Source organism: Bradyrhizobium sp. CCGUVB1N3, assembly GCF_024199925.1.
Taxonomy (GTDB): Bacteria; Pseudomonadota; Alphaproteobacteria; order Rhizobiales; family Xanthobacteraceae; genus Bradyrhizobium.
In genome coordinates, this window is the sequence record NZ_JANADR010000001.1 from 959,496 (window position 1) to 980,147 (window position 20,652).

The following is a 20,652-nucleotide window of genomic DNA, read 5'->3' on the forward strand; positions in this document are numbered from 1 at the left end:
ATGAACTCGCGTCGTCGCATCCTTGCCCCCTTAGCTCTGGACGAAGGATCGAAGCGGCTCAAAAGAATACGCTAATATGGATGGAATTGAATTAGTTTTGACCCAAGGTCCGCTGAACGCGGCCCGATGTCTCAGTTGGGTCATAAGCCGTCGATGACGACCAAGCGGGGCGACCTCCGCTTTACCGTCGGAAGCCGACGCTTATGACTACTCGCCCTAGCGCCTTGTCACGGCGCCGGGCATGCAGCGCCGGTCTTGACCCAGGCTTCGACCAGCGCACCGGCCTGTGCCTGCGTGCCGGGCACCGGCGAGCGGCCGAAGCCCGGCTTCCAGGCCCAGCCGACCAGCGTGTCCTTGCCGATGTGGTCGATCAGCGCCTCCACCTTGCGGCCGCCATTGCGCGCGGGATCCCTGATCTGCTCGCAGATCTCGCCGATCGTCTTGCCCTCCCAGGCCATTTCTCGTGGGGCAAGATGCCATTCGGGATGACCGGGGACACGGCCGGGCTCGAAATTCGCCTTCTGGTGGCAGGTATGGCAGCGCATCGACTCCAGGCCATGACCATCGGCGCCGCGCGTGACTGGCGGCTGATGGAGATGCGGATTGTCGCCTTGCCGAGGGCTGTCGCCGGCCGGATGGCAGTTGGTGCAGCGCGGATGCGTCAGCACCTTGCCGAGCTCGGTGAAGATCGCGGCCGAGCGCTTCTCGGTATCGGCAATGTTGGCAAAGCTCTCGGGCGAGGCCAGCTCATGGCTGGCCGTCTCGGAGGCCGCATAGCCTGCGCAAAGGCTGCTGGCGAGCGCCGCGATCACGGCCATCGTCTTGAAGCGCGCGTCGGAGATCATGGCTCGTATCACTTGGTGGCGATGAGGTAGCGTTGTGAATCGGCGAGGATCACGTCGCGCACCGCCTCGTGGTACTTGATATAGCCGGTGCAGCGGCAGAGATGGCCGTCGAGCGCCTCAGCGATCGTCTGCTCCAGCCCGTCGCGGTCGACCGGCTTGCGCGCCAGGCGCTCGAGCAGGACCTGTCCCTCGTTGAGGAAGCCCGCCGTACAGTAGCCGCACTGAAACGCGAAATGATCGACGAAGGCTTTTTGCAGCGCGGAGAGCTGGCCGTCCTTGGCATGTCCCTCGACGGTGCGGATCGACTTGCCGTCAAAGTTCACGGCGGGAGCGATGCAGGTCGGGCTGGTGTAGCTGGTGCCGTCGGGCTCGTCGACGATGATGGCACAGCTCAGGCATTGCGCGGCGCCGCAGCCGAATTTCGTGCCGGTCATGCCGAGCATTTCACGCAAGAAATCGTTCATCGAGAGGTCGTCGCGCACCTCGACCGGACCATGCTTCTGGCCGTTGATGGTGAGGCTAAGTGTCGTCACGCGAGCACTCCCTTCAAAAGGCTTGGTGTCACCGGCAGCGCGCGGAAACGGTGGCCGGTGGCATCATGGATCGCGTTGATGAGCGCCGGCACGATCGGGATCATGACGACCTCCGCCATGCCTTTCGGCTCTTCGTCCGGCGTCAACGGTTTCAGCATCTCGATCTCGAGATCGCGCAAGGGGAGGTCCGAGCCGCGTGCGACGAGGTAGCGTCCGAGATTCCATTCGCCGTTGCCCGGACCGCCCTCGAACGGCGGCAGCGTCTCGAGCAGCGCATAGCCGACGCCCATCGCGAAGCCGCCATGGGCCTGGCCCATGACGACCTCGGGCACGAGCGCGGTGCCGCATTCGAACACGCTGTAGGCCTTGGCGATGCGCAAGACGCCCGTCGCGCGCTCGATCTCGACACGGACGACCGTGCCGCACATCGAGGTGTAGGCGGTGCCGATGCGGTTGTTGTCGGTCGGAGGAAACTTGACGCTGGTGCGATTGATGCGCTCGAACTTGCCGTTGCCCCGGCGGATTGCGAGCGCGTCGATGTCGGCGCGGTATTGCTCGCCGAACAGCGGGAAGCGGGCGCGCGACCAGGCCCAGCGAGAAAAGCTGTGCGCAACCGCCCCGGTGACGAAGCCGCGCGCGTGGGCGGTCGCCGCCAGCGCCGGCAGCGCAAGTGGCTCGAGACCGGGCATGACGAGCTGGCCGTTTTGCCAGTGCGCGCTAGCCCATTGCTTTGCGCGAGCGTCGGTCTTCGGGATGCGCCAGAGCTCCAGTGCTGCCGGCCACAGGCCGAAGCGGAAGATGACGCGGGCAGCCTCCGCAGACGAATGCGTGCCGACATGCGCGCCGATCGAGGCCGATGTCGCCGAGCTGATCGCCGGCACCCAGCGTGGATTCCTCCCGGCAGCGTCCTGGGTCTTCTGATCCATCGTGTAGGGATCACCGGAGGTGACAAGACCGAGCGCGTCGTAACTGTCGACGCGGGCGACCGAGACCTCGTCGGCAATCGTGCCGAGATGGCTCGCCACCCGGTTCGCCAGCGCCGTCCCGATGCCGTTGCCCATCTCGACGTGGTCGCAGAAGATCGCGATCTTGCCGTCGGCGGTCAGCTCGACGCGCCCGAGCGAGCAATCCGCGCCGGAGCCGTAGTCCTTGGTCACGCAGGCAACGCCGGTACCGACCAGCCGGTCGGATGCGCCTTGCTTGAACCGCGCGCGCTGCTGCCAGATTGGATGCTTTTCGAGCTTGTCGAGGATTTCCGGTGTGCGGACCGAGACGATGTACGGATTTCCCGTCATGGTCCGGCCGTTCTGCTTCAAGGCATTGCGCCGGCGGAATTCGATCGGGTCGAGCTTGAGCTCGCTTGCCGCCTCGTCGATCAGCACCTCCAGCGCAATCATGGTTTGCAGCGTGCCGTAGCCGCGCATCGAGCCTGCGGTGACGCCGCGCGAATGCAGGGCCACGGTCGTGACGTCGACCTTTGGAATGTCGTAGATGCCGATCGCACCGGTGGCGGCGACCACGGCGACGTTGGCCGAGAAATTGGCGAGACCGCCGCCGTCGAGCACGTGATCGGCGGCAAACGCCTTGATCGTCCCGCTGGCGCGGTCGATGCCGATCCGCGAGCGCATCTTGATCGGGTGGCGCTTGATGCCGCCCTGGAACTGCTGATAGCGGTCATGGGCGAGCCGCACCGGCTTGCCGGGAAAGCAGATCGCCGCGAGCGCGACATAGAGAATGAACGGCGTGTGGTCGCGGCCGCCGAAGCCGCCGCCGACATGGGCGAACTGCGCATTGATATGCGCGGGCTTGTAGGGCGCGCGGGCCTTGGCCAGCAGATGCGCGATCGACTCTGCCGCCTCATAGGGTGACTGCACGCCGAGCACCAGCTCGAGATTGCTGGCCTTGTTGTCGTACCAGGCGAGGCCGCTTTCGGGCTCGAGGAACATCGGATCGACCGACTGCGTCTCGAACTCGCGATCGAGCACCAGCAGCGAACCACCCTCCGCCGCAAGCTCCGCGCGGATCTGCTCGCCATGTTTGGCGGCCTTGGCGTAGTCGGGCGGCATCTCCTTGGCGAGCGGCGACCACACCGGCAGCGCCGCGCTCTGGACCTTTTTGGGCGAGACCCAGCCTGCCTGGATCGGCGAATAGACGTCGGGCTTGTCAGGCGAAGCACCCGCCACGCGTGTGAAGCGGAAGGAGCCGTAGTCGGGCGCGATGACCGGCCCGGTTTCCTCGCCGAATTTGACGAAGGTTCCGTCGCGCAGCACGAGGCGCGCCTGATCGAAGGCGTCGAACTTTTCGAAGATGAGAAGTGCGACCGGTTGACCCAGATAGAGCGGCGTCTTGCCGACCGCGCAGAACAGATCGCCGGCATAGAAGTCCGGCACCTGCGTTCCGATCCGGTCGAGATCTGCGGCCGTGACGATGACCGAAGGCTTGAGCGCGCCGCCAAGCCGCTTGAGGTCCATGCCGGTGTAGACATGCGTGGCGTCGTTGGCGCGGACCAGGATCGCGTGCGAGGTGGCCTGTGGCCAGCCCGGCAGATCGTTGGCGCGGAAATCGGAGGCGTAGAGCTTTGCGCCCGTCACCTTGGCGACGCCGTCGACGCGGCCGGTACCACGCGTGGCTGGATTGAAGTTGCCGCGTCCGGGAAGTGTCTCGTGGGAGGCGAAGGGCGCGTCCTTCGCCAGGCCGAGATGCGAGAGGCTGACCGAGATGCCGCCCGCTGATAACCACTTCACGAACTCGCGTCGCGAAGGCCGCATGTTCTGATCCTTGCACAAGGTTTCGAGGACATCACGATGCTGACGGCATCGGTGCCCGGAGAGTACGCGCCAACGCTCGCGTGAAGCTGTCATGATTCGTCATGCAGGCATAGAAACGGCAGGGCGTTTACATCAGATGAAGACGGTGCGTGTCAGGCGTGCGCGAATTGAGAATTCCATTTCCGCTTGCCTTGCAGTCGAATCAAATTGAAAGAACGGATCGCATCATCGGGGGCGGGGATCTCATATGCAGCAGGATTCGAACGATCACTCAGAGGTCAGCACGGCAGCCGGGATGACGAGGCGCCAACTGCTCGATTGTGGTCTCAAGATGGGTGCGCTGTCATTGTTCGCTGGCGCCGCGAACGCCCAGCACGCGATGCACGACCATGCCGGCGCCTCGCACGCCGCCGACGATGGGCATGGTGCCGGAGACGCCGGTTCCGGCCATGGACCAGCCGCTGGTCGAGCCCGAGGTGCGGCGGTCCGTCAACGGCGTACTGAGCACGACCCTGCGTTGCAGCTACGATTATCGCCAGATCGGCGGCGTCAGGCTCTATGTCAGATCCTATGAGGGCGGCAGTCCGGGCCCGACGTTGCGCATGAAGCCCGGCGACACACTGCGGATCAAGATGATCAACGACCTGCCGCCGAACCGCGACGGGCTGCCCGCCGATATCAGCCATCCCCACCAGTTCAACAACACCAATTTCCATTTCCACGGCTCGCATGTCAGCCCGAGCGGCATCGCCGACAACGTCATGCGCTCGATGGCGCCCGGCCACAGCTACAGCATCGAGATCACGCTGCCGGCCGATCACACCAGAGGCACCTACTGGTATCACCCCCACCACCACGGCAGCGCCGACATCCAGATGTCCAGTGGCATGGTGGGGGTCGCCATCATCGAGGGCGATTTCGCCGACGTTCCGGAGATCACGGCGGCGCGTGAGCGCCTCCTGGTGCTCACCCAGGTCGTCTTTGATGCCAACGGCATGATCGAGAATTTCGAGACGCTGTTCCCGGAGACAGCGACGCGGTTCCTCGCGATCAACGGGCAGCGGCGGCCGGCGATCGAGATGCGTCCCGGCGAGGTGCAGCGCTGGCGCATCCTCAACGCGGCCTATCAGGACGACATGCTGCTCGATCTGGAGAAGCACGACCTGCACGCGATTGCTTATGACGGCATCCAGCTCGGCGCCGTGCAGCCGCTGAAACAGCTTTTGATCGCGCCGGGCCAGCGCGCCGACATCCTGGTGAAAGCCGGCGGCCCTGGGACGTATGCCCTCAACGCGGCGCCCTACGATCAGGGTCATCCGTCGCCGGTCGGGCCCCTCGCGCGCATCGTGGTCTCGGGGGCGCCGATGGACATGAAGCTGCCGCGCGCTCTTCCGCCGGCGCCGCTCGCGACCATCAAGGACAGCGAGATCACCAACCGCCGCAAGGTGGTGCTGTCGGCGACAGCGCCGGAGGCCGATGCCGCCGGGCATTGGCAGGAGTTCGGCTTCTTCATCGACGGCAAGAAGTTCGATCCCACGCGTATTGATCATCGGGTCAAGCTTGGGGCGGTCGAGGAGTGGACCATCGTCAACACGCATGAGCATGACGACCACGTCTTCCACATCCACACCAACCCGTTCCAGGTGGTCTCGGTCGCCGGCAAGGCCTTAGCGACGCCGGAATGGCGGGATTCCGTGATCGTGGAGCGCAAGGGGGGCCAGGTCGTGTTCCGCTCGCGCTTCCTCGATTTCACGGGTGTCTTCATGCTCCACTGCCACATGATGAACCATGAGGAGATGGGCATGATGCAGACGGTCGAGGTCTATAAGCCCTAACCCTCGGGGGAAATTGCGGGAATTTGGCGTTTGACGGGGGAATCCGGGTGCGGCCGGGCTTCCCCTGAGGGCCTGCATGGCCTATGACGCTGCAACGCAAAAATCCCCAAAAAGACCTCATGATCCGTCTCGACAACGTCAGCAAGCAAGCCGGCCACCAGATCCTTTTCATCGAAGCCTCCGCCGCCCTCAACAAGGGCGAGAAGATTGGGCTTGTCGGCCCGAACGGCGCCGGCAAGTCCACGCTGTTCCGGATGATCGCCGGGCAGGAGCCGCCCGATGAAGGCCAGGTCTCGATCGATCGCGGCATCACCATCGGCTATTTCAACCAGGACGTCGGCGAGATGAGTGGCCGCAGCGCCGTGGCGGAAGTCATGGATGGTGCGGGCCCGGTCAGCGCGGTCGCGGCCGAGCTGCGCGAGCTCGAGGCCGCGATGGCCGATCCGGACAAGGCCGACGAGATGGAGGAGATCATCGCGCGCTATGGCGAGGTGCAGCACCGTTTCGAGGAGCTCGACGGCTACGCGCTCGACGGACGGGCGCGTGAAGCGCTGTCCGGCCTCGGCTTCAGCCAGGAGATGATGGATGGCGATGTCGGCGCGCTTTCCGGCGGCTGGAAGATGCGCGTGGCGCTCGCGCGCATCCTCTTGATGCGCCCTGATGTCATGCTGCTCGACGAGCCCAGCAACCATCTCGATCTCGAAAGCCTGATCTGGCTGGAGAAATTCCTGCACGACTACGAAGGCGCGTTGCTGATGACCTCGCACGATCGCGAGTTCATCAACCGCGTGATCTCCAAAGTGGTCGAGATCGATTCCGGCTCGCTCACCACTTACACTGGCGATTACGAGTTCTACGAGCAGCAGCGTGCGCTGAATGAAAAGCAGCAGCAGGCCCAGTTCGAGCGTCAGCAGGCGATGCTCGCCAAGGAGATCAAGTTCATCGAGCGCTTCAAGGCGCGCGCGTCGCATGCTGCGCAGGTGCAGAGCCGGGTCAAGAAGCTCGACAAGATCGAGCGGGTCGAGCCGCCGCGCCGCCGCCAGACCGTCGCTTTCGACTTTCTGCCGGCGCCGCGCTCGGGCGAGGACGTCGTCGCGCTGAAGAATGTCCACAAGGGCTACGGCAGCAAGCGCATCTATGACGGTCTCGATTTCATGATCCGCCGCCGCGAGCGCTGGTGCGTGATGGGCGTCAACGGCGCCGGCAAGTCGACCTTGCTCAAGCTGGTGGCCGGTGCAAGCGATCCCGATCAGGGCACGGTGGCGCTCGGGGGCAGCGTCAAGATGGGCTATTTCGCCCAGCACGCGATGGACCTGCTCGACGGCGAGCGCACCGTGTTCCAGTCGCTGGAGGACGCTTTCCCGACCGCGGGGCAGGGGTCCTTGCGCGCGCTCGCCGGCTGCTTCGGTTTCTCCGGCGACGACGTCGAGAAGCGCTGCCGCGTGCTCTCGGGCGGCGAGAAGGCGCGCCTCGTGATGGCAAAGATGCTGTTCGACCCGCCGAACTTCCTGGTGCTGGACGAGCCGACCAACCATCTCGATCTCGCCACCAAGGAGATGCTGATTACGGCCCTGTCGGATTTCGAAGGCACCATGCTGTTCGTCTCGCACGACCGGCACTTCCTCAGCGTGCTCTCCAACCGCGTGCTGGAGCTGACGCCCGAGGGCATCCACCAGTATGGCGGCGGCTACACCGAATACGTCGCCCGCACCGGCCAGGAAGCGCCGGGATTGCGGAGCTAACATTCCCGTACGCGCCTTGACGCGTTGATGGCGCTCGCTACGCTCGCGCCGCTTTTTTGGAATGCGGGAGTTGCGAGAATGGGCGGCTTGGTGATCAGGGGTGGCCGGGTGGTCGATCCGGCCAGTGGGATGGATGCCGTCGGCGATGTGGCTGTCATGGACGGCCGGATCGTTGCCGTCGGCACCGCCCTTGGGGGCGCCGAGCGGACGATCGATGCGACCGACCTCGTGGTGGCGCCCGGCTTCATCGATCTGCATGCGCACGGCCAGTCGATCCCTGCCGATCGCATGCAGGCGTTCGACGGCGTGACGACGACGCTGGACCTCGAGGCGGGCGTTCTGCCGGTCGCAGCCTGGTATCGCAAGCAGGCGGCGAAAGGGCGCGTGCTCAATTACGGCGCCTCCACCAACTGGGCATTCGCGCGTATCGGCGCGATGACGGGCTCCAACTCGGAAAGCTCGCTGGAGGCGTTCGGCAATGCCATGCGCGATCGCCGCTGGATCGACAACGTGGCGAGCGACGCCGAGGTGGGCGGCATCCTCGATCGCCTTGCGGGCGGGCTCAACGAGGGCGGCATCGGCATCGGCATCCTCAACGCCTACGCTCCCGGCGCCGGCGTGCAGGAGCTCACTGCGGTCTGCCAGCTGGCGGCCAGCCATGACGTGCCGACCTTCACCCACATCGCCTTCATGTCTCGCATTGATCCGGAAAGCGCGGCCGAGGCCTATATCCGCCTGATCGGCTATGCCGGCGCCACCGGTGCGCATATGCACATCTGCCACTTCAACTCCTCCAGCAAGACCGACATCGAGCGTTGCGTGGAGCTGGTGGCCAAGGCGCAGGCGCAGGGGCTTCCGATCACGGTCGAGGCTTACCCTTACGGCACCGGTTCGACCGTGCTCGCGGCCGCGTTCTTCAGCGACCCCGAATTCGTGGCGCGCAACGGCACCGGCTACGAGTCGGTGCAGCGGGTCGCCGACGGCCGGCGCTTCCGCGACCGGGAAGAGCTGCTGGCGGCGCAGGCCGCAGAGCCCTCCGCGCTGGTGCTCTGGCACATCCTCGATATCGAGAACAACGCACACCATCGCAATCTCCTGGACATGTCGGTGCTGTACCCCGGCGGCGCGATCGCGTCCGACGCCATGCCCTGGACGCTTTCCGACGGCCGCACCTACACTGGCGATGCCTGGCCGCTGCCCAAGGATGCCACGTCCCATCCGCGCTCGGCTGGCTGCTTCACACGCTTCATCCGCGAGTGGGTGCGCGAGCGCCGCGCGGTGTCGCTGCTGGAGGGCATCCGCAAATGCGCGCTGATCCCGGCGCAGATTCTCGAGCACAGCACGCCGGCGATGCAGGCCAAGGGACGGCTCGCAGCCGGTGCGGACGCCGACATCGTGGTGTTCGACTACGAGACGCTGACGGACCGGGCGGAATTCTCTGCGATGAACCGTGCATCGGAAGGCGTGCGCCATCTCGTGGTGAGCGGCCATCCGCTGATCACGGACGGCGTGCTGGATGTGGCGGCAAGGCCCGGCCGGCCGGTGCGCCGGCCCGTCGCCGAGGCTTGAGGCGTGTCCGTTCCGGTCCTGCTCGTGGCCGGCTTCCTCGGGGCGGGCAAGACCACGGTCGTGAACCACCTCCTGGCGCATGCCGACGGGCGACGGATCGCAGCCGTCGTCAACGATTTCGGCGCGATCAACATCGACGCCGAGCTGATCGCGGGCGCGGCCGACGGCGTGGTGAGCCTCGCCAATGGCTGCATCTGCTGCTCGCTCGAAGGCGATCTCTTGCGTACGCTTGCCGCGCTGCTGCGGCGTGATCCGCGCCCGGACGTCATCGTGATCGAAACCAGCGGCGTGGCCGATCCGGCGGATGTCGTGCGCAATCTGATGGATCCCCTGATCTTTCGCGAAGCGCCGCTGGAAACCGTGCTGTGCATGGTGGATGCGACGATGCAGGTGGCCATGCTGGACGACGCGTTGCTGCGATCTCAAATACGGGCAGCCGACGTGATCGCGCTGAGCAAGGTGGATCTGACTGATGCGGTCGCCATCGCGCAGATGCGCGGTGCCATCCGCGCGATGCGCCCCTCGGCCGTCCTGGTCGATGTTGTCCATGGCGAAGTGCCCGCGGCGCTGCTGTTCGCACCCGACCTCGATCGTACGCCGGTGCCGCGCGAGCCGGGGCCGAAACGGCCGGCCGCCGAGCGGTTCGAGACCATGAGCTGGACGTCGGACAGGCCGGTGTCGCTGCCGCGATTGCAGCAGGCGATCGGCCGGCTTGCGCCAAAACTGGCGCGGGCAAAAGGACTGTTCGAGACTGTCGAGCAGCCCGGGCGGGTGATGGTGTTTCAACTGGCCGGCGGCCGGGCGACGCTGGCCGCGGGCGGGACTCTGCCAGTGGGGACACCGCGAACGCGGATCGTCTTCGTTGCCGAGATCGGAATCCTCTCGCGCGAGGAGATCGAGCGGATCATGGAAGGCTGCATCGAGGCCGGCACGGCGTGAGGCCTTCGACGACCGTTTCAAGCGGCGGTCCGTTCCAAAGCAAGATACGCCCGCAGCGAGCGGGCGTATCTGGATCGAAAGCTAATCGCGCCGCGCCTTAAGCGCCCATCTCGCACTTCTTCATGAAGCTGTTCTTGGCAGCACCGGCCAGTGGCTTGCCGTCCGAGCCAACCGCCTTGGGCGTACAGGCGTCTTCCTTGCACTTCTTCATGAACGAGGTCTTGGCGGCGCCGGCCAAGGCTTTGCCGTCCTTGCCGACCGCCTTGCTTTCGCAGGTGTCCTCCGCGAAGGCCGAGCCGGCCGCGAAGGTGGCGACGACGGCAGCCAGGAAAATCCGCTTCATCATGGGTGTCTCCCTAAACAATGGTTCGCGAATTGGAACTCCGAATCGTGGCGCAATCAAGCAAGATCAGCGCTTGGCTTGGCGATCGCTTCAATTTTTCCAGCGTGCAACCGTAGCAACCGCCTTGGCCTGCACGTCGTTCATCGCGGCCTGGTTCGCGGCGACCGACTGGTGCCGTCGTGAGGGATCGTCGAAATCATGGGTCGCGCCGGGATAGACCGTGACGTCGATCTTGCTGCCGGCCTGGCGCGCCCGGTCGGCCGCCTGCTGGCAGAACGCGGGCGACACCTCCTCATCATTGGCGCCCAGGAATAGGGCGATCGGCGCGGTCGTGGAGATCGTCGGCTGCAACAGCGCTTTCGGTCCGCAACCCGGATAGAACGCGAGTGCGCCGCGAAAGCCGGCAGCCAGGTTCGCGCCTTGCCGGATCATCACGTTCAAAGCCGTGCTGCCACCGTTCGACCGCCCTGGAGGAAGATCTGGTTGCCGATCACATCGCCGCGGCTGCGCAAATAGGCGAGCGCCCCCTCGGCATCGAGCGGGCGCACGGTCTTCTCGTTGACGTCATCGCGATCAGGATCGTCATGGGTGAAGCGGCCGAAACCGTAGGCCTTGCCGCGCGGACCAAAACTGTCCGGCAGCAGCGCGAGATAGCCGCGTGCTGCCCAGTATTGGCCCCACATCGCATGCCGTTTCGACAGGGTCGTGGCATTGCAAGGCGAGGAGACCTTGGGGCCAACGGCCGTGCAGTCCGCGTTGACGTTGCTGGAATAGGGCCCGCTGCGGCCGTGCAGCAGCACGATGGCGGCAGCAGGACCCGCCGCTTGCGGGCGGAACAGATAGCCGACGAGCTGCGTGCGGCCGTCGGCGCTGCGGAAATAGACAGTCTCTGGTGCGGCTGCCGCATCGCGGATCAGCCATATCGAGGTGATCACGGCCAAGACAAGACGGATGAAATGGGCTGGCATGCTCGTTGGAATCGCTGGTCCACGGGTAGGAGACACCGGTGGACGCGAAGATTCAACTCCGCTCGCACCGCGCGCTGAGCGGCGCCTCAGACGCCGCGGGCGAGCAATGCCTTGAAATCGGCACGCGCGCGCTGCGCCTCGGCGCGTGCGGTTTCGGACGCTTCACCCATGCTGAAATAGCCGTGGATCAGGCCGGCGCCCTCGTGAAGCCTGACCGGAACGCCGGCAGCTTCCAGGGCCCGCGCGTAGGCCGCGCCCTCGTCGCGCAGCGGATCGAACCATGCCGTCGTGACCACGGCCGGCGCGACGCCGGCGAGCGATTTTGCACGCAGCGGCGAGGCGCGCCAGTCCCGCGCGTGGCCGGGGTCGGCCAGATAATGACCGGCAAACCATTCCATCACCGCGCGCGACAGGAAATAGCCGTCTGCGTTTTCGGTGCGCGAGGGGAAGCGCGCATTTTCGGTCGTATCAGCATAATTGCCGACCACGTCGGTCGCGGGATAGACCAGAAACTGTCCGGCGAGTCCGATGCCGGCGTCGCGGCAGGCAATTGCGGTGACTGCTGCGAGATTGCCGCCGGCGCTGTCACCGGCGATGCCGACGCGCTTTCGGTCGCCACCAAATTCCGCGATGCGGTCGAACACATCGCGTGCCGCGGCAAAGGCATCCTCGAATGCGCCGGGAAAGCGCGTCTCCGGCGGGCGCCGATAGTCGACGGAGATGACGACCGCGCCGGTCTCGATCGCGAGAAACCGTGCCTGCCGGTCATGGGTGTCGAGATCGCCGGCAACCCAGCCGCCGCCGTGGAAGAAGATGACCGTCGGCGATGGGGCCGATCCGGCGCGATAGACGCGCGCAGCGAGCGGTCCCGCGCCGCCCTTCACCTCGGTATCCCGGACTTCGTTCACGGGCGGGGGCGGCACCGCGGCGCGCGCCGCAGCTAGTGCGCGCAGGGAGTCGCGGGTGCTCTGCGGCGTCATCGTCGCGGGATCGCGCAGCGGCAGCAGCGGGATGATCTCTGCAATGACGGGATCGAGGGGGGCGGCCATCGGCGGGTCTTTCCAGGTTCTTGCCAGGTTCTCGGCAGGGTTCTTGGTTTTGCTTGCGCACTAGCATAGGTTTCGCGCGCCGCCAGGGCAACCGGCGGCCGCGTCATGACGAATTGCGTGGCGCGGAAAGCAGGAGAGGCAGGGGGAAGAGAGTGGATTTCGAAACGCTGGTGCAGTCCCGTCGCAGCGTGCGCGGTTTCAAAAAGGATCCGGTGCCGCGTGCAGTGATCGAGGCGATCATCGATGTAGCCAAGCGCGCGCCGTCCTCGATGAACACCCAGCCCTGGCACGTTCATGTGCTCACCGGCGCGCCGCTCGAACAGGTCCGCCGACGCAACATGGAAGAGATGGTCGCCGGCGCCAAGGTCGAGCGCGACATCGTCAGCCATGGCGAGTACCAGGGCATTCATCGCACGCGTCAGGTCGACATCGCCAAGAAATTGTTCGGCGCGATGGGGATCGCGCGCGATGACAAGCCGATGCGGCAGGATTGGGTGCTGCGCGGCTTCCGCCAGTTCGATGCGCCGGTCTCGCTGGTGCTCACCTATGACCGCGTGCTCGACCCCGGCGCGGTCTGCCACTTCGATCTCGGCGCGCTCTGTTACGGCATCGTGCTCGCGGCCTGGGACCGCGGCCTCGGCTCGGTGATCAACGGGCAGGGCATCATGCGCTCCGACATCGTGCGCGAGGTCGCTGATATCCCCGACGACGAGGTCATCATGACCTGCGTCGCCATGGGATATCCGGACGACACGTTTGCCGCCAATGCCGTGCGATCCGATCGCGAAGAGAACAGCGGGTTCGTGCGTTTCGTCGGATTTGCCGACTAAAGGTTGCATACTCAAGGTGCGCGCTGCGCTTGCCAGCAGAATATTCTCTCGCCGAAATTTTTGGTGCGGACTCCCAACCGGCTCTTGCAATCTCGACTCGTCAGGAGGAACAATAAGGGCGGTGAAAGGTTTGTTGCTGGCGCGAGGGAATTGACATGCGGCGGCTGGCTAGCCTGGTGCGATGGTTGCTCGGGCCGCGAGTGCGGTATCCGGTTGATGATGATCCAAGTCTCCCCTTCACATCAGAAGAATTTTGTCGACTGATCAGCAGCGGCAAGCACGATGACATGAAGCGGCTGGCGGAGGGCTTGTCGTGCCGGTCGATCCCGCACCGCGCCAAATACCGCGCGACGCATTGAGGTCGACGCGTTGAGGTCGACGCGTTGAAGGCGCCGACGCGCGATCAGCGGGTCAGCGCGACCTGCTTGAATGAGGCGACCAGCGCCTTTTCCAGCTTGCCCTGCATTCCCAGGAGAATGCTATAGGCCTCCTCGCGCGGCATGGTCGGCCTGTACGACCGGTGCTCGATCAGCGCGGCGAAGATGTCGGAGATGGTGAGAATTCGAACGACATCCGTAATGCTGTCGGCGCAAAGCGCGTCCGGATATCCGCTGCCGTCGAGATATTCATGGTGGTGACGCACCGCATCGAGGATCTCGGGCGAGATGTTGGCATAATCCTTCAGAACCTCGTATCCAGTGACCGGATGCGTCTCGATGAGCGTGCGCTCCTCGGCGTCGAGGCGCCCCGGCTTGTCGAGAATCGTGAGCGGAATTTTCGCCTTGCCGATGTCGTGGAACATGGCCGCGGAGTACAGCCGTTCGAGGTCATCTTTCCGGACGCCCAGGCTCAGCCCGAAGTCGATGGCGACGCCCGTGACGAGCAGGCAATGCTGGTAGGTTCCCTCGTGATGGCGCCGCACTGTCGTAAGCCACTCCGACAGGCCGTGCTCGGCGATGCGGTTGGCGATCTTGCGGCCGGCCTCCTTCGCTCCGTCGACGTCGATGGTTTCACCGAGCATGACAGAGCTGAACATCGAGCCGATCGCGGCCGCGGCCGCCTCGACGGCATCGTCCGGTTGCGGTTGGCCATCGGCGGATGTGGCATCCGGGTTCGGCGACCCGAATAGCGCCGCCAGGAGCTTGGTCTGGTTGGGTGCGCCCGGCAGGACGTGCGTGGCGCCGAGGGCGTAAGCCTGCGAGATGCAAACGTGGGTGGGCGGCTCGACCAGGAAGATGCGCTTGTCCGCCTTGGCCAGCCGTGCAGCCCGTTTCTTCAGTGCCGCGATGTTATCGACGTCGCGAAGGTCAGCGCGCACGACGACAGCAAGCGGCGAGTGCGGCAGCCGTGCCTCGGCATCGAGCCGCTCGCCCGCCACGGCGAATTTCCGTTCGACGATCGAGCAAACTCCGGCCAGCTTGTCCGAGCTGTCAGCCAGCACATGCACGAAAGCATGCGCGACCCGAGGCTCCGGGACGCTGCTTTGAGCTTTGGCTGGTGCGACGAGACTGGAACTTGGCACGGTATGGCTTTCGGCGACGGCTACTTGCCCGTGCTCTTCTGCGTCGCTTGTTCGTTGCCGGCTTTCGCCGGTCCTTTCTTAGTTCCCGCCTTGACGAAGTGAATTCCCGCCATCGTTCCGTCGATCCAGACCAGTTCGCAGCGGCGATAGGCGAGGCCCGTCGAGGACAGCAGCATGAAGAATTCCCTGGCTTGCAGAACATCGAGAGTTCCCTCGACCTCGATCTTGGCGCCGCTGTCCGAAACATCAAGCAACACGCAGGAGCGGCGCCAGGTGCCGTCGGCCCCCATCAGATTGACGGCCTGCTTGTGATCCATTCGAACGCGGTGTGCTTTGCGACCGTCGAATTTCATCGGCTGGCTCCCGATTTCACACGCTTGTTGTTATTGTCAGCGGTCGCGGCGTCGGCGCCTGCGGCCATTTCCCCCCAGCGCACCGTCCACTGGCTTGTTGAAAGATAGAGCTCGTCGAACAGCTTTTGGGCGCGCTCGCGTTGTTCGTAGGAAAGGCGCGGGCCGCCGCGATTGCAGAGGATGGCGAGCGTCGTCTGCCAGTTCAGGCGGGAGGCGCGGCAGGCCATGACCAGCGCTTCGCAATCCTCGTCTGTGATAATCTTTTCAATCACGTCAATCGGCGCACCCGACAGCACCGAGAGCGAGGCGATCAGATTGGCCGCCTCGCCGCGGATCGCGAAGCGGTTGATGGTCGAGTCGTTGAGCTTGCCGACGCGGTTGAGCGCGACGACGGACAGCCGCGCTTCGGAATAGTCGATCGATGACGGCAGCTTCGACCGTGCCGCGGTCGGCGTCGGACACAGCACGGTCTCGATCCGCTCGCGCAAGGCGGGGGCGGCAGCATCAAGTATGGAGGCTCTCGCGTCCGGCGTCAGCCTGGGAAAGAGCCCGCGGACGACCTTGTCGGGCGTGTCGGGCCGGAATGCCAGTGCCCTTGCGATCTCGCTGTCATGTTCGGCCCTGGCGATCAGCATGGCATAGCCCGCGGCGGAAAAAGCGGCGCCCGTATTGTTCACCAGCGCGCGGCCGACATTCTTGCCGCCGCGCTTCAGCAGGATGTCCGTCAGGGCCGGGCAGACTGCGTGCCGGCCTGCGATCGCCAGCAGGTGCTGTTCCCCGCGCGATGTTGCGACCGCTTCGAGATCGCATTCCGAGATCGCGCGCGATTTGAGAAGCAGTGGTCCTGCGACCGTCGGGTCGTCGTGAAGGACGAGGCGCCGCGACGTCTCCCTCGGAGCCAGATTGAGATCGACCAGCACGGCGCTCAGTTGCGAAAGCGCGTTCGCTTCGATGCGGTCGGCAATGCGAAGCAAGACCTCGTCGAGCGCATTGATCTCCTGCTCCTGAAGACGATCACGGCTCGCCGCAAGCAGGTCCGTCGTCCGCCACAGCATTCGGACGCGACGATCGTGGGGGCAACCCGCGATGGTGCTCTCGAGTTCAGCAACAATGTCAGCAGGCAAAATGGCATTCATGGCGGGCCTGATCCGCTAAACGACAGTATTTGTACGGGATCAATTGCGCGCCAAAGTTGTTAACATCAGATATACAGAATCGCTCGACGGTGCCATCGCACCGTGATTTGAATTTGAATCGATATCGAAATTCGGCAGACTAAGCCAACGTCAGTTGTTCTTTTGAGAGGGATGCATCCCAACTGATCCGGAGAGATGTTGGGATTCGATCGAGGGGAAAACGGAGGGAACCGTCCGGAGTGTGACTGGACGCGCGTCATCCGCTGGCGCGATTTTTCAAGATATTTGCGATGAGCATCAGTCAGGGCGCGCCGTTGCAGGCGCCGAAGATATTCCGTTTCAACGACGTTGATGAGTTCCGCAGTTCGATACGAGGCCTGGACGTCGTGTTCACGCCGCTCGTGCGGAAGATCGCGGCCGAGCAGACCATCCTGAATCTGCCGGGCTGCGACGTCAATTTCACGAAATCCTTTCCGCGCATCGTCGATGCGCGACTCGCCGGGAATTGCACGGCGATCGGCTTCACGATGGATGACCACGAGGTTCCGATCCGCTTCAACGGCGCGCAGCGGGACCGGACGGCTATCGTCATCGGCCGCGGTGGTGCTGCCTACAACACGGTCGAGCAGGTCGAGCGGCAGATTGCTTCGGTGATGTTCACGCCTGAGGTGAGGGGGCGCGGCTGGCCGGAAACGACGACGAACTTCCGGATATTTGAAACCAGCACGCTCGCGCTCGACCGGCTGCGCAGCCTCATCAGGGAAGTGCTGGCCGCGGCGTCGGAACCCGTCGATGCCGTCGAGTGGCGGATGAAGGCGTCGGCAATGAGGGAATCCCTGCTTGCCGCCGTCGATGCGGCGTTTGCCAGCGTCGTTCCGGCGCCCTGGACCGCACGGGCCAATGACGAGCGGCACTTCAGGACGTTCCGAGACATCCATGCGCTCCTACTGGATGATCTCGCTCAACCCATCTACAGCGAGGAGTTGGCCAAGAAACTCGGCCTGTCCGTGCGCAGCATGCATGATGCGGTCCAGCGCTATCAAGGCATGAGCCTGCACCGCTATTTGCGGCTGTGGCGGCTCTGGCTCGTACGCAAACGGCTGCTTGCGGGGCCTGAGAGCGTGAAGGCTGCTGCGCTTGCCTTCGGCTTCTGGCACCTCAGCGACTTCTCGAGAAGCTATCGGCAACGGTTCGGCGAAACGCCGTCGCAGACGCTGGAGCGCGCCCGAAAGGCCTGACCTTTCGTCGCGGCTTTCGTGAATAGTTCGGCATTACGCTTCATGCTAGGATGCGCCCATCATGGGCAATCGCATCCTCGTCTTCTACGGCTCCTACCGCTCCGACCGTATGGGCATTCGTCTGGCGCATTTCGTCGTCAGCGGTTTGCAGAGCCGCGGCGATGACGTCACCTTCATCGACGCCAAGGCGGTCGGCCTTCCCATGCTCGACCGCATGTACAAGGAGCATCCCAAAGGGGAGGCGCCAGAGGCCCTGGAGAGGCTCGCCGCGCAGATCCGAGATGCCGACGGCTTTGTGTTCGTCACCGGCGAATACAATTGGGGTATTCAGCCAGGGTTGAAGAACCTCACTGACCATTTTCTCGAGGAATGGTTCTGGCGCCCGGCCGCAGTCGTCAGCTACTCGGCCGGTCGCTTCTCCGGCGCACGCGCCGCAACCGCCTGGCACGGCACGCTGTCGGAAATGGGCATGGTGGTGATATCGAGCACGATCGCGGTCGGTCCGATTGCCCAGACGCTGTCGGCCGAGGGCGAGCCGACGGGCGAGGGCGGCAAGGCGCTGGAGCGCTCGTTCCCGCGCTTTGCCGACGATCTCACCTGGTGGGTCGAAGCTGCCAAGGCACAGCGCGCGCGCAAGCAGCCGCCGTACTAAAGGCGCTAGCCCTACTGAGGAGCCCGCAAGAGCGGGCGTCGCGAAGGATGGCCGAGGGCGAGATGCGGGCCTTGATGGTTCGCCCGGCGATGCGCAGCATCGTCCGGAGACGCGCTTCGCGCTCCTCACCAGAGGGGTCTTATGACGCAGTAGCCTACGCAGCCCTGACTTCGCTGAGGAAGCGGTTGACCTGGCCGGCAAGGTCGCGCGACTGCGAGGACAGCTGCTCGGCCGCACCCAGCACCTGATTGGCGGCAGCTCCGGTATCGTCGGCGGCGCGCTGCACGCCGGTGATGTTGGAATTGACCTCCTGGGTGCCGCGCGCGGCCTCCTGGACGCTGCGCGAAATTTCCTTGGTCGCCGAACCCTGCTCTTCGATCGCAGCCGCGATCGCAGTGCCGATCTGATCGATCTCGGCAATAACGTCGGCGACGTTGCGGATCGCGACGACCGTCTCGTCGCTCGCGGACTGGATCGCGGAAATCTGCTCGGAGATTTCGGTCGTCGCCTTCGCGGTCTGTCCCGCCAGCGATTTGACCTCGGAGGCGACCACGGCAAAGCCGCGGCCGGCGTCACCGGCGCGCGCCGCCTCGATGGTCGCGTTCAGCGCCAGCAGGTTGGTCTGCTCGGCGATGCTCTGGATCAGCGTAACGACGTCGCCGATCCTCTGCGCGCCCTCGGCAAGGGTGCGGGCGGTATCGCCGGTGCGGCGCGCATTGTCGACGGCGCGCGCCGCGATCTCGGTGGACTGGGCGACCTGGCGACCGATCTCGGCGATCGAGGAGGTGAGCTCCTCGGTCGCGCTCGCAACCGTCTGCACGTTGGTCGAGGTCTGTTCGGAGGCGGCCGCAACGACCGCGGCCTGGCTGTTGGTCGCGGACGCCGTCGAGGTCATCGACTGCGCCGTGCTTTCCATCGTGGCCGATGCCGAGGACAGGCCGCCGACGAGCTCGGAGACCTTGGCCTCGAAGGCGCGGGTGAGCTCGTCGAGGATCTGCGCCCGACGCATCTTGCCGTCGTTCTCGGCCTGCTTCTCGGCCGCGAGCTGCTCGGCCTTGATCATGTTGTCCTTGAAGACCTGAACGGCGGCGGCCATCGCGCCGATTTCGTCGGAGCGCGCGGCGCCCGGAATTTCGTCCGCCATCTCGCCGGCGGCGAGGCGCGACATCCGCGTCGTCAGGTTGACGATCGGCGCGCAGACGCGGCGGCGGACCATGACGATCAGCCCGACGCTCGCGACGAGCACGGCTGCAAGGCCCGAGAGCGCGATCGCGAAGCTCAGCCGGGCGGCGGCCGAGGCGGTACCGAGGATCTGCTCGGCATTCTCGTAGAAGGCCTCGCGGACGCCGATGACGGCACCAAGGCCGCGCTGCGAGCCGGCATAGAAGGCGTCGACGTCGATGTCGTATTTGCCGCTCGCGCCGCCGTCCTTGACGAGCTTGAGGTCGCGGCCAAAGCCCTCGACATAGTCGGAATTCATCTTCTCGAGCGCGGCCGCGACGTTGGCCGGTGTGGTCGGATTGCCGCGCAATTCCTGGAGCGACATCAGGATCTGGTCGTTGCGGCCCTGCGTGCGGCTGATATCGATTTTCTCGGCCTCCGTCGCCGCTTTCTTGGAGCCGACGAGGTTCTTGTGCAGGCTCGCATTCAGCCCGCCGACGTCGCGCAGCGCCCAGGCGACGTTGGCGTAGCTCGCCTGGCGATAGGCATCGCCATTGAGGATGGCCATGCGGCGGACCTGTTCGTTGAGCAGCGCCGTGACGCCGTTGTTGAACACGGCATTGTCGGCGACGATCTTGCGCGCAGCGTCCTTGCGGGCGTCGGCAGGTCCCTCGATCGCCTTGTCGATGGCCTCGCGCAGGGCGGAGAACTTCGCATTCAGCGCATCGATGCTGCTCGCGATGGTGTTGCCGTCGTCGAGGCCGCCCGGAAGTTGCTCCTTGCGCAGCGCGTTCATTTTGTCGCGGGCGCCATCCGTCAGCTTGCGCAGCTTCTCGTGCTCGGCGCGCATCGCGGGGTCGACCGTCGCCGGGCCGTAGAGAATGTTGGTGGCGTAGCCGCGCTCGGGATTGAGATAGCGCGGGATATCGCCGACCGCGCGCACGATCTGGAGCCTGTCTCGCGCCTCCGCGATCCGGTCCATGGTCTGATATTTGGTCACGGCGACATAGACGGCGAGGCCGCCGCCGACGGTCGACAGCGAGACGATGGCGGCAGTCAGAAGCGTACCGATTTTCATGGGTCGTCCGGCAATGGTCGCGGGTAAAAATCGCTCCAGAGGGTATGCGGGTCCGCTTAATCCGGGGTTTACGATGGGAGGCGCAGGCCTC

18 protein-coding genes are annotated in these 20,652 nt (G+C 65.0%); 7 read left to right on the forward strand and 11 right to left on the reverse strand.

Annotated features, from left to right (window positions below):
- Window positions 1–227: 227 nt before the first annotated feature.
- The 3 genes from NLM33_RS04475 to NLM33_RS04485 are packed head-to-tail and all read right to left on the reverse strand — an operon-like array spanning window position 228 to window position 4,146.
- Window positions 228–845, reverse strand: a complete 618-nt coding sequence (locus NLM33_RS04475) for an Isoquinoline 1-oxidoreductase subunit (protein WP_254094929.1) — start codon at window positions 843–845, stop codon at window positions 228–230.
- 8 nt (window positions 846–853) lie between these two features.
- Window positions 854–1,378: a (2Fe-2S)-binding protein gene (locus NLM33_RS04480; RefSeq protein WP_254094930.1), complete on the reverse strand. Its 525-nt coding sequence runs from the start codon at window positions 1,376–1,378 to the stop codon at window positions 854–856.
- The gene (locus NLM33_RS04485) at window positions 1,375–4,146 is read right to left on the reverse strand and encodes a xanthine dehydrogenase family protein molybdopterin-binding subunit (protein ID WP_254094931.1); all 2,772 of its coding nucleotides are present in this window, start codon (window positions 4,144–4,146) and stop codon (window positions 1,375–1,377) included. The genes NLM33_RS04480 and NLM33_RS04485 overlap by 4 nt, the downstream gene beginning before the upstream one ends.
- Window positions 4,147–4,535: 389 nt before the next feature.
- Between NLM33_RS04485 and NLM33_RS04490 the strand changes: the two genes are divergently transcribed.
- From NLM33_RS04490 to NLM33_RS04505, 4 genes are all read left to right on the forward strand, one after another.
- Window positions 4,536–5,981 (forward strand): multicopper oxidase family protein, encoded by a 1,446-nt coding sequence (locus NLM33_RS04490; protein WP_254094932.1) that lies wholly within the window; start codon window positions 4,536–4,538, stop codon window positions 5,979–5,981.
- A gap of 119 nt (window positions 5,982–6,100) precedes the next feature.
- Window positions 6,101–7,723: an ABC-F family ATP-binding cassette domain-containing protein gene (locus NLM33_RS04495; RefSeq protein WP_254094933.1), complete on the forward strand. Its 1,623-nt coding sequence runs from the start codon at window positions 6,101–6,103 to the stop codon at window positions 7,721–7,723.
- Between the two features lie 78 nt (window positions 7,724–7,801).
- Window positions 7,802–9,292 carry an amidohydrolase family protein gene (locus NLM33_RS04500; RefSeq protein WP_254094934.1) on the forward strand — a complete coding sequence of 497 codons (1,491 nt, stop codon included), beginning with the start codon at window positions 7,802–7,804 and terminating at the stop codon, window positions 9,290–9,292.
- A 3-nt stretch (window positions 9,293–9,295) separates the two neighbouring features.
- On the forward strand, window positions 9,296–10,231 hold the full coding sequence (locus NLM33_RS04505) for a GTP-binding protein (protein WP_254094935.1): 936 nt from the start codon (window positions 9,296–9,298) through the stop codon (window positions 10,229–10,231).
- Between the two features lie 97 nt (window positions 10,232–10,328).
- Here the strand turns inward: NLM33_RS04505 and NLM33_RS04510 are convergent, their stop codons facing one another.
- The 4 genes from NLM33_RS04510 to NLM33_RS04525 all read right to left on the reverse strand — a co-directional run bounded on the left by NLM33_RS04510 (window position 10,329) and on the right by NLM33_RS04525 (window position 12,591).
- Complete coding sequence (locus tag NLM33_RS04510; protein WP_254094936.1) at window positions 10,329–10,577, reverse strand: hypothetical protein; 249 nt, start codon at window positions 10,575–10,577, stop codon at window positions 10,329–10,331.
- Window positions 10,578–10,664: 87 nt separating this feature from the next.
- Complete coding sequence (locus NLM33_RS04515; protein WP_254094937.1) at window positions 10,665–11,006, reverse strand: dienelactone hydrolase family protein; 342 nt, start codon at window positions 11,004–11,006, stop codon at window positions 10,665–10,667.
- A 5-nt stretch (window positions 11,007–11,011) separates the two neighbouring features.
- Window positions 11,012–11,542: a dienelactone hydrolase family protein gene (locus NLM33_RS04520; protein WP_254094938.1), complete on the reverse strand. Its 531-nt coding sequence runs from the start codon at window positions 11,540–11,542 to the stop codon at window positions 11,012–11,014.
- Between the two features lie 86 nt (window positions 11,543–11,628).
- Window positions 11,629–12,591 carry an alpha/beta hydrolase gene (locus tag NLM33_RS04525; protein ID WP_254094939.1) on the reverse strand — a complete coding sequence of 321 codons (963 nt, stop codon included), beginning with the start codon at window positions 12,589–12,591 and terminating at the stop codon, window positions 11,629–11,631.
- A 152-nt stretch (window positions 12,592–12,743) separates the two neighbouring features.
- Here NLM33_RS04525 and NLM33_RS04530 point away from each other — a divergent pair, with 152 nt between their 5' ends.
- Window positions 12,744–13,421: a nitroreductase gene (locus NLM33_RS04530; protein WP_254094940.1), complete on the forward strand. Its 678-nt coding sequence runs from the start codon at window positions 12,744–12,746 to the stop codon at window positions 13,419–13,421.
- Between the two features lie 403 nt (window positions 13,422–13,824).
- On the opposite strand, the gene NLM33_RS04535 is transcribed toward NLM33_RS04530, so the two are convergent.
- The 3 genes from NLM33_RS04535 to NLM33_RS04545 all read right to left on the reverse strand — a co-directional run bounded on the left by NLM33_RS04535 (window position 13,825) and on the right by NLM33_RS04545 (window position 16,432).
- Window positions 13,825–14,868 (reverse strand): HD-GYP domain-containing protein, encoded by a 1,044-nt coding sequence (locus NLM33_RS04535; protein WP_254105649.1) that lies wholly within the window; start codon window positions 14,866–14,868, stop codon window positions 13,825–13,827.
- Window positions 14,869–14,963: 95 nt separating this feature from the next.
- On the reverse strand, window positions 14,964–15,296 hold the full coding sequence (locus NLM33_RS04540; RefSeq protein WP_254094941.1) for a PilZ domain-containing protein: 333 nt from the start codon (window positions 15,294–15,296) through the stop codon (window positions 14,964–14,966).
- Entirely contained in the window at window positions 15,293–16,432 is a 1,140-nt protein-coding gene (locus NLM33_RS04545; RefSeq protein ID WP_254094942.1) for a DUF2336 domain-containing protein, read from the reverse strand. The genes NLM33_RS04540 and NLM33_RS04545 overlap by 4 nt, the downstream gene beginning before the upstream one ends.
- Before the next feature lie 290 nt (window positions 16,433–16,722).
- Between NLM33_RS04545 and NLM33_RS04550 the strand changes: the two genes are divergently transcribed.
- Both NLM33_RS04550 and NLM33_RS04555 read left to right on the forward strand, forming a co-directional pair.
- Window positions 16,723–17,670, forward strand: a complete 948-nt coding sequence (locus NLM33_RS04550) for an AraC family transcriptional regulator (RefSeq protein ID WP_254094943.1) — start codon at window positions 16,723–16,725, stop codon at window positions 17,668–17,670.
- 61 nt (window positions 17,671–17,731) lie between these two features.
- A complete protein-coding gene (locus NLM33_RS04555) occupies window positions 17,732–18,322 on the forward strand; it encodes an NADPH-dependent FMN reductase (protein WP_254094944.1) in 591 nt (196 codons plus the stop codon).
- 154 nt (window positions 18,323–18,476) lie between these two features.
- Here NLM33_RS04555 and NLM33_RS04560 read toward each other — a convergent pair whose 3' ends face one another.
- Window positions 18,477–20,561 (reverse strand): methyl-accepting chemotaxis protein, encoded by a 2,085-nt coding sequence (locus NLM33_RS04560; protein WP_254094945.1) that lies wholly within the window; start codon window positions 20,559–20,561, stop codon window positions 18,477–18,479.
- Between the last annotated feature and the right edge of the window lie 91 nt (window positions 20,562–20,652).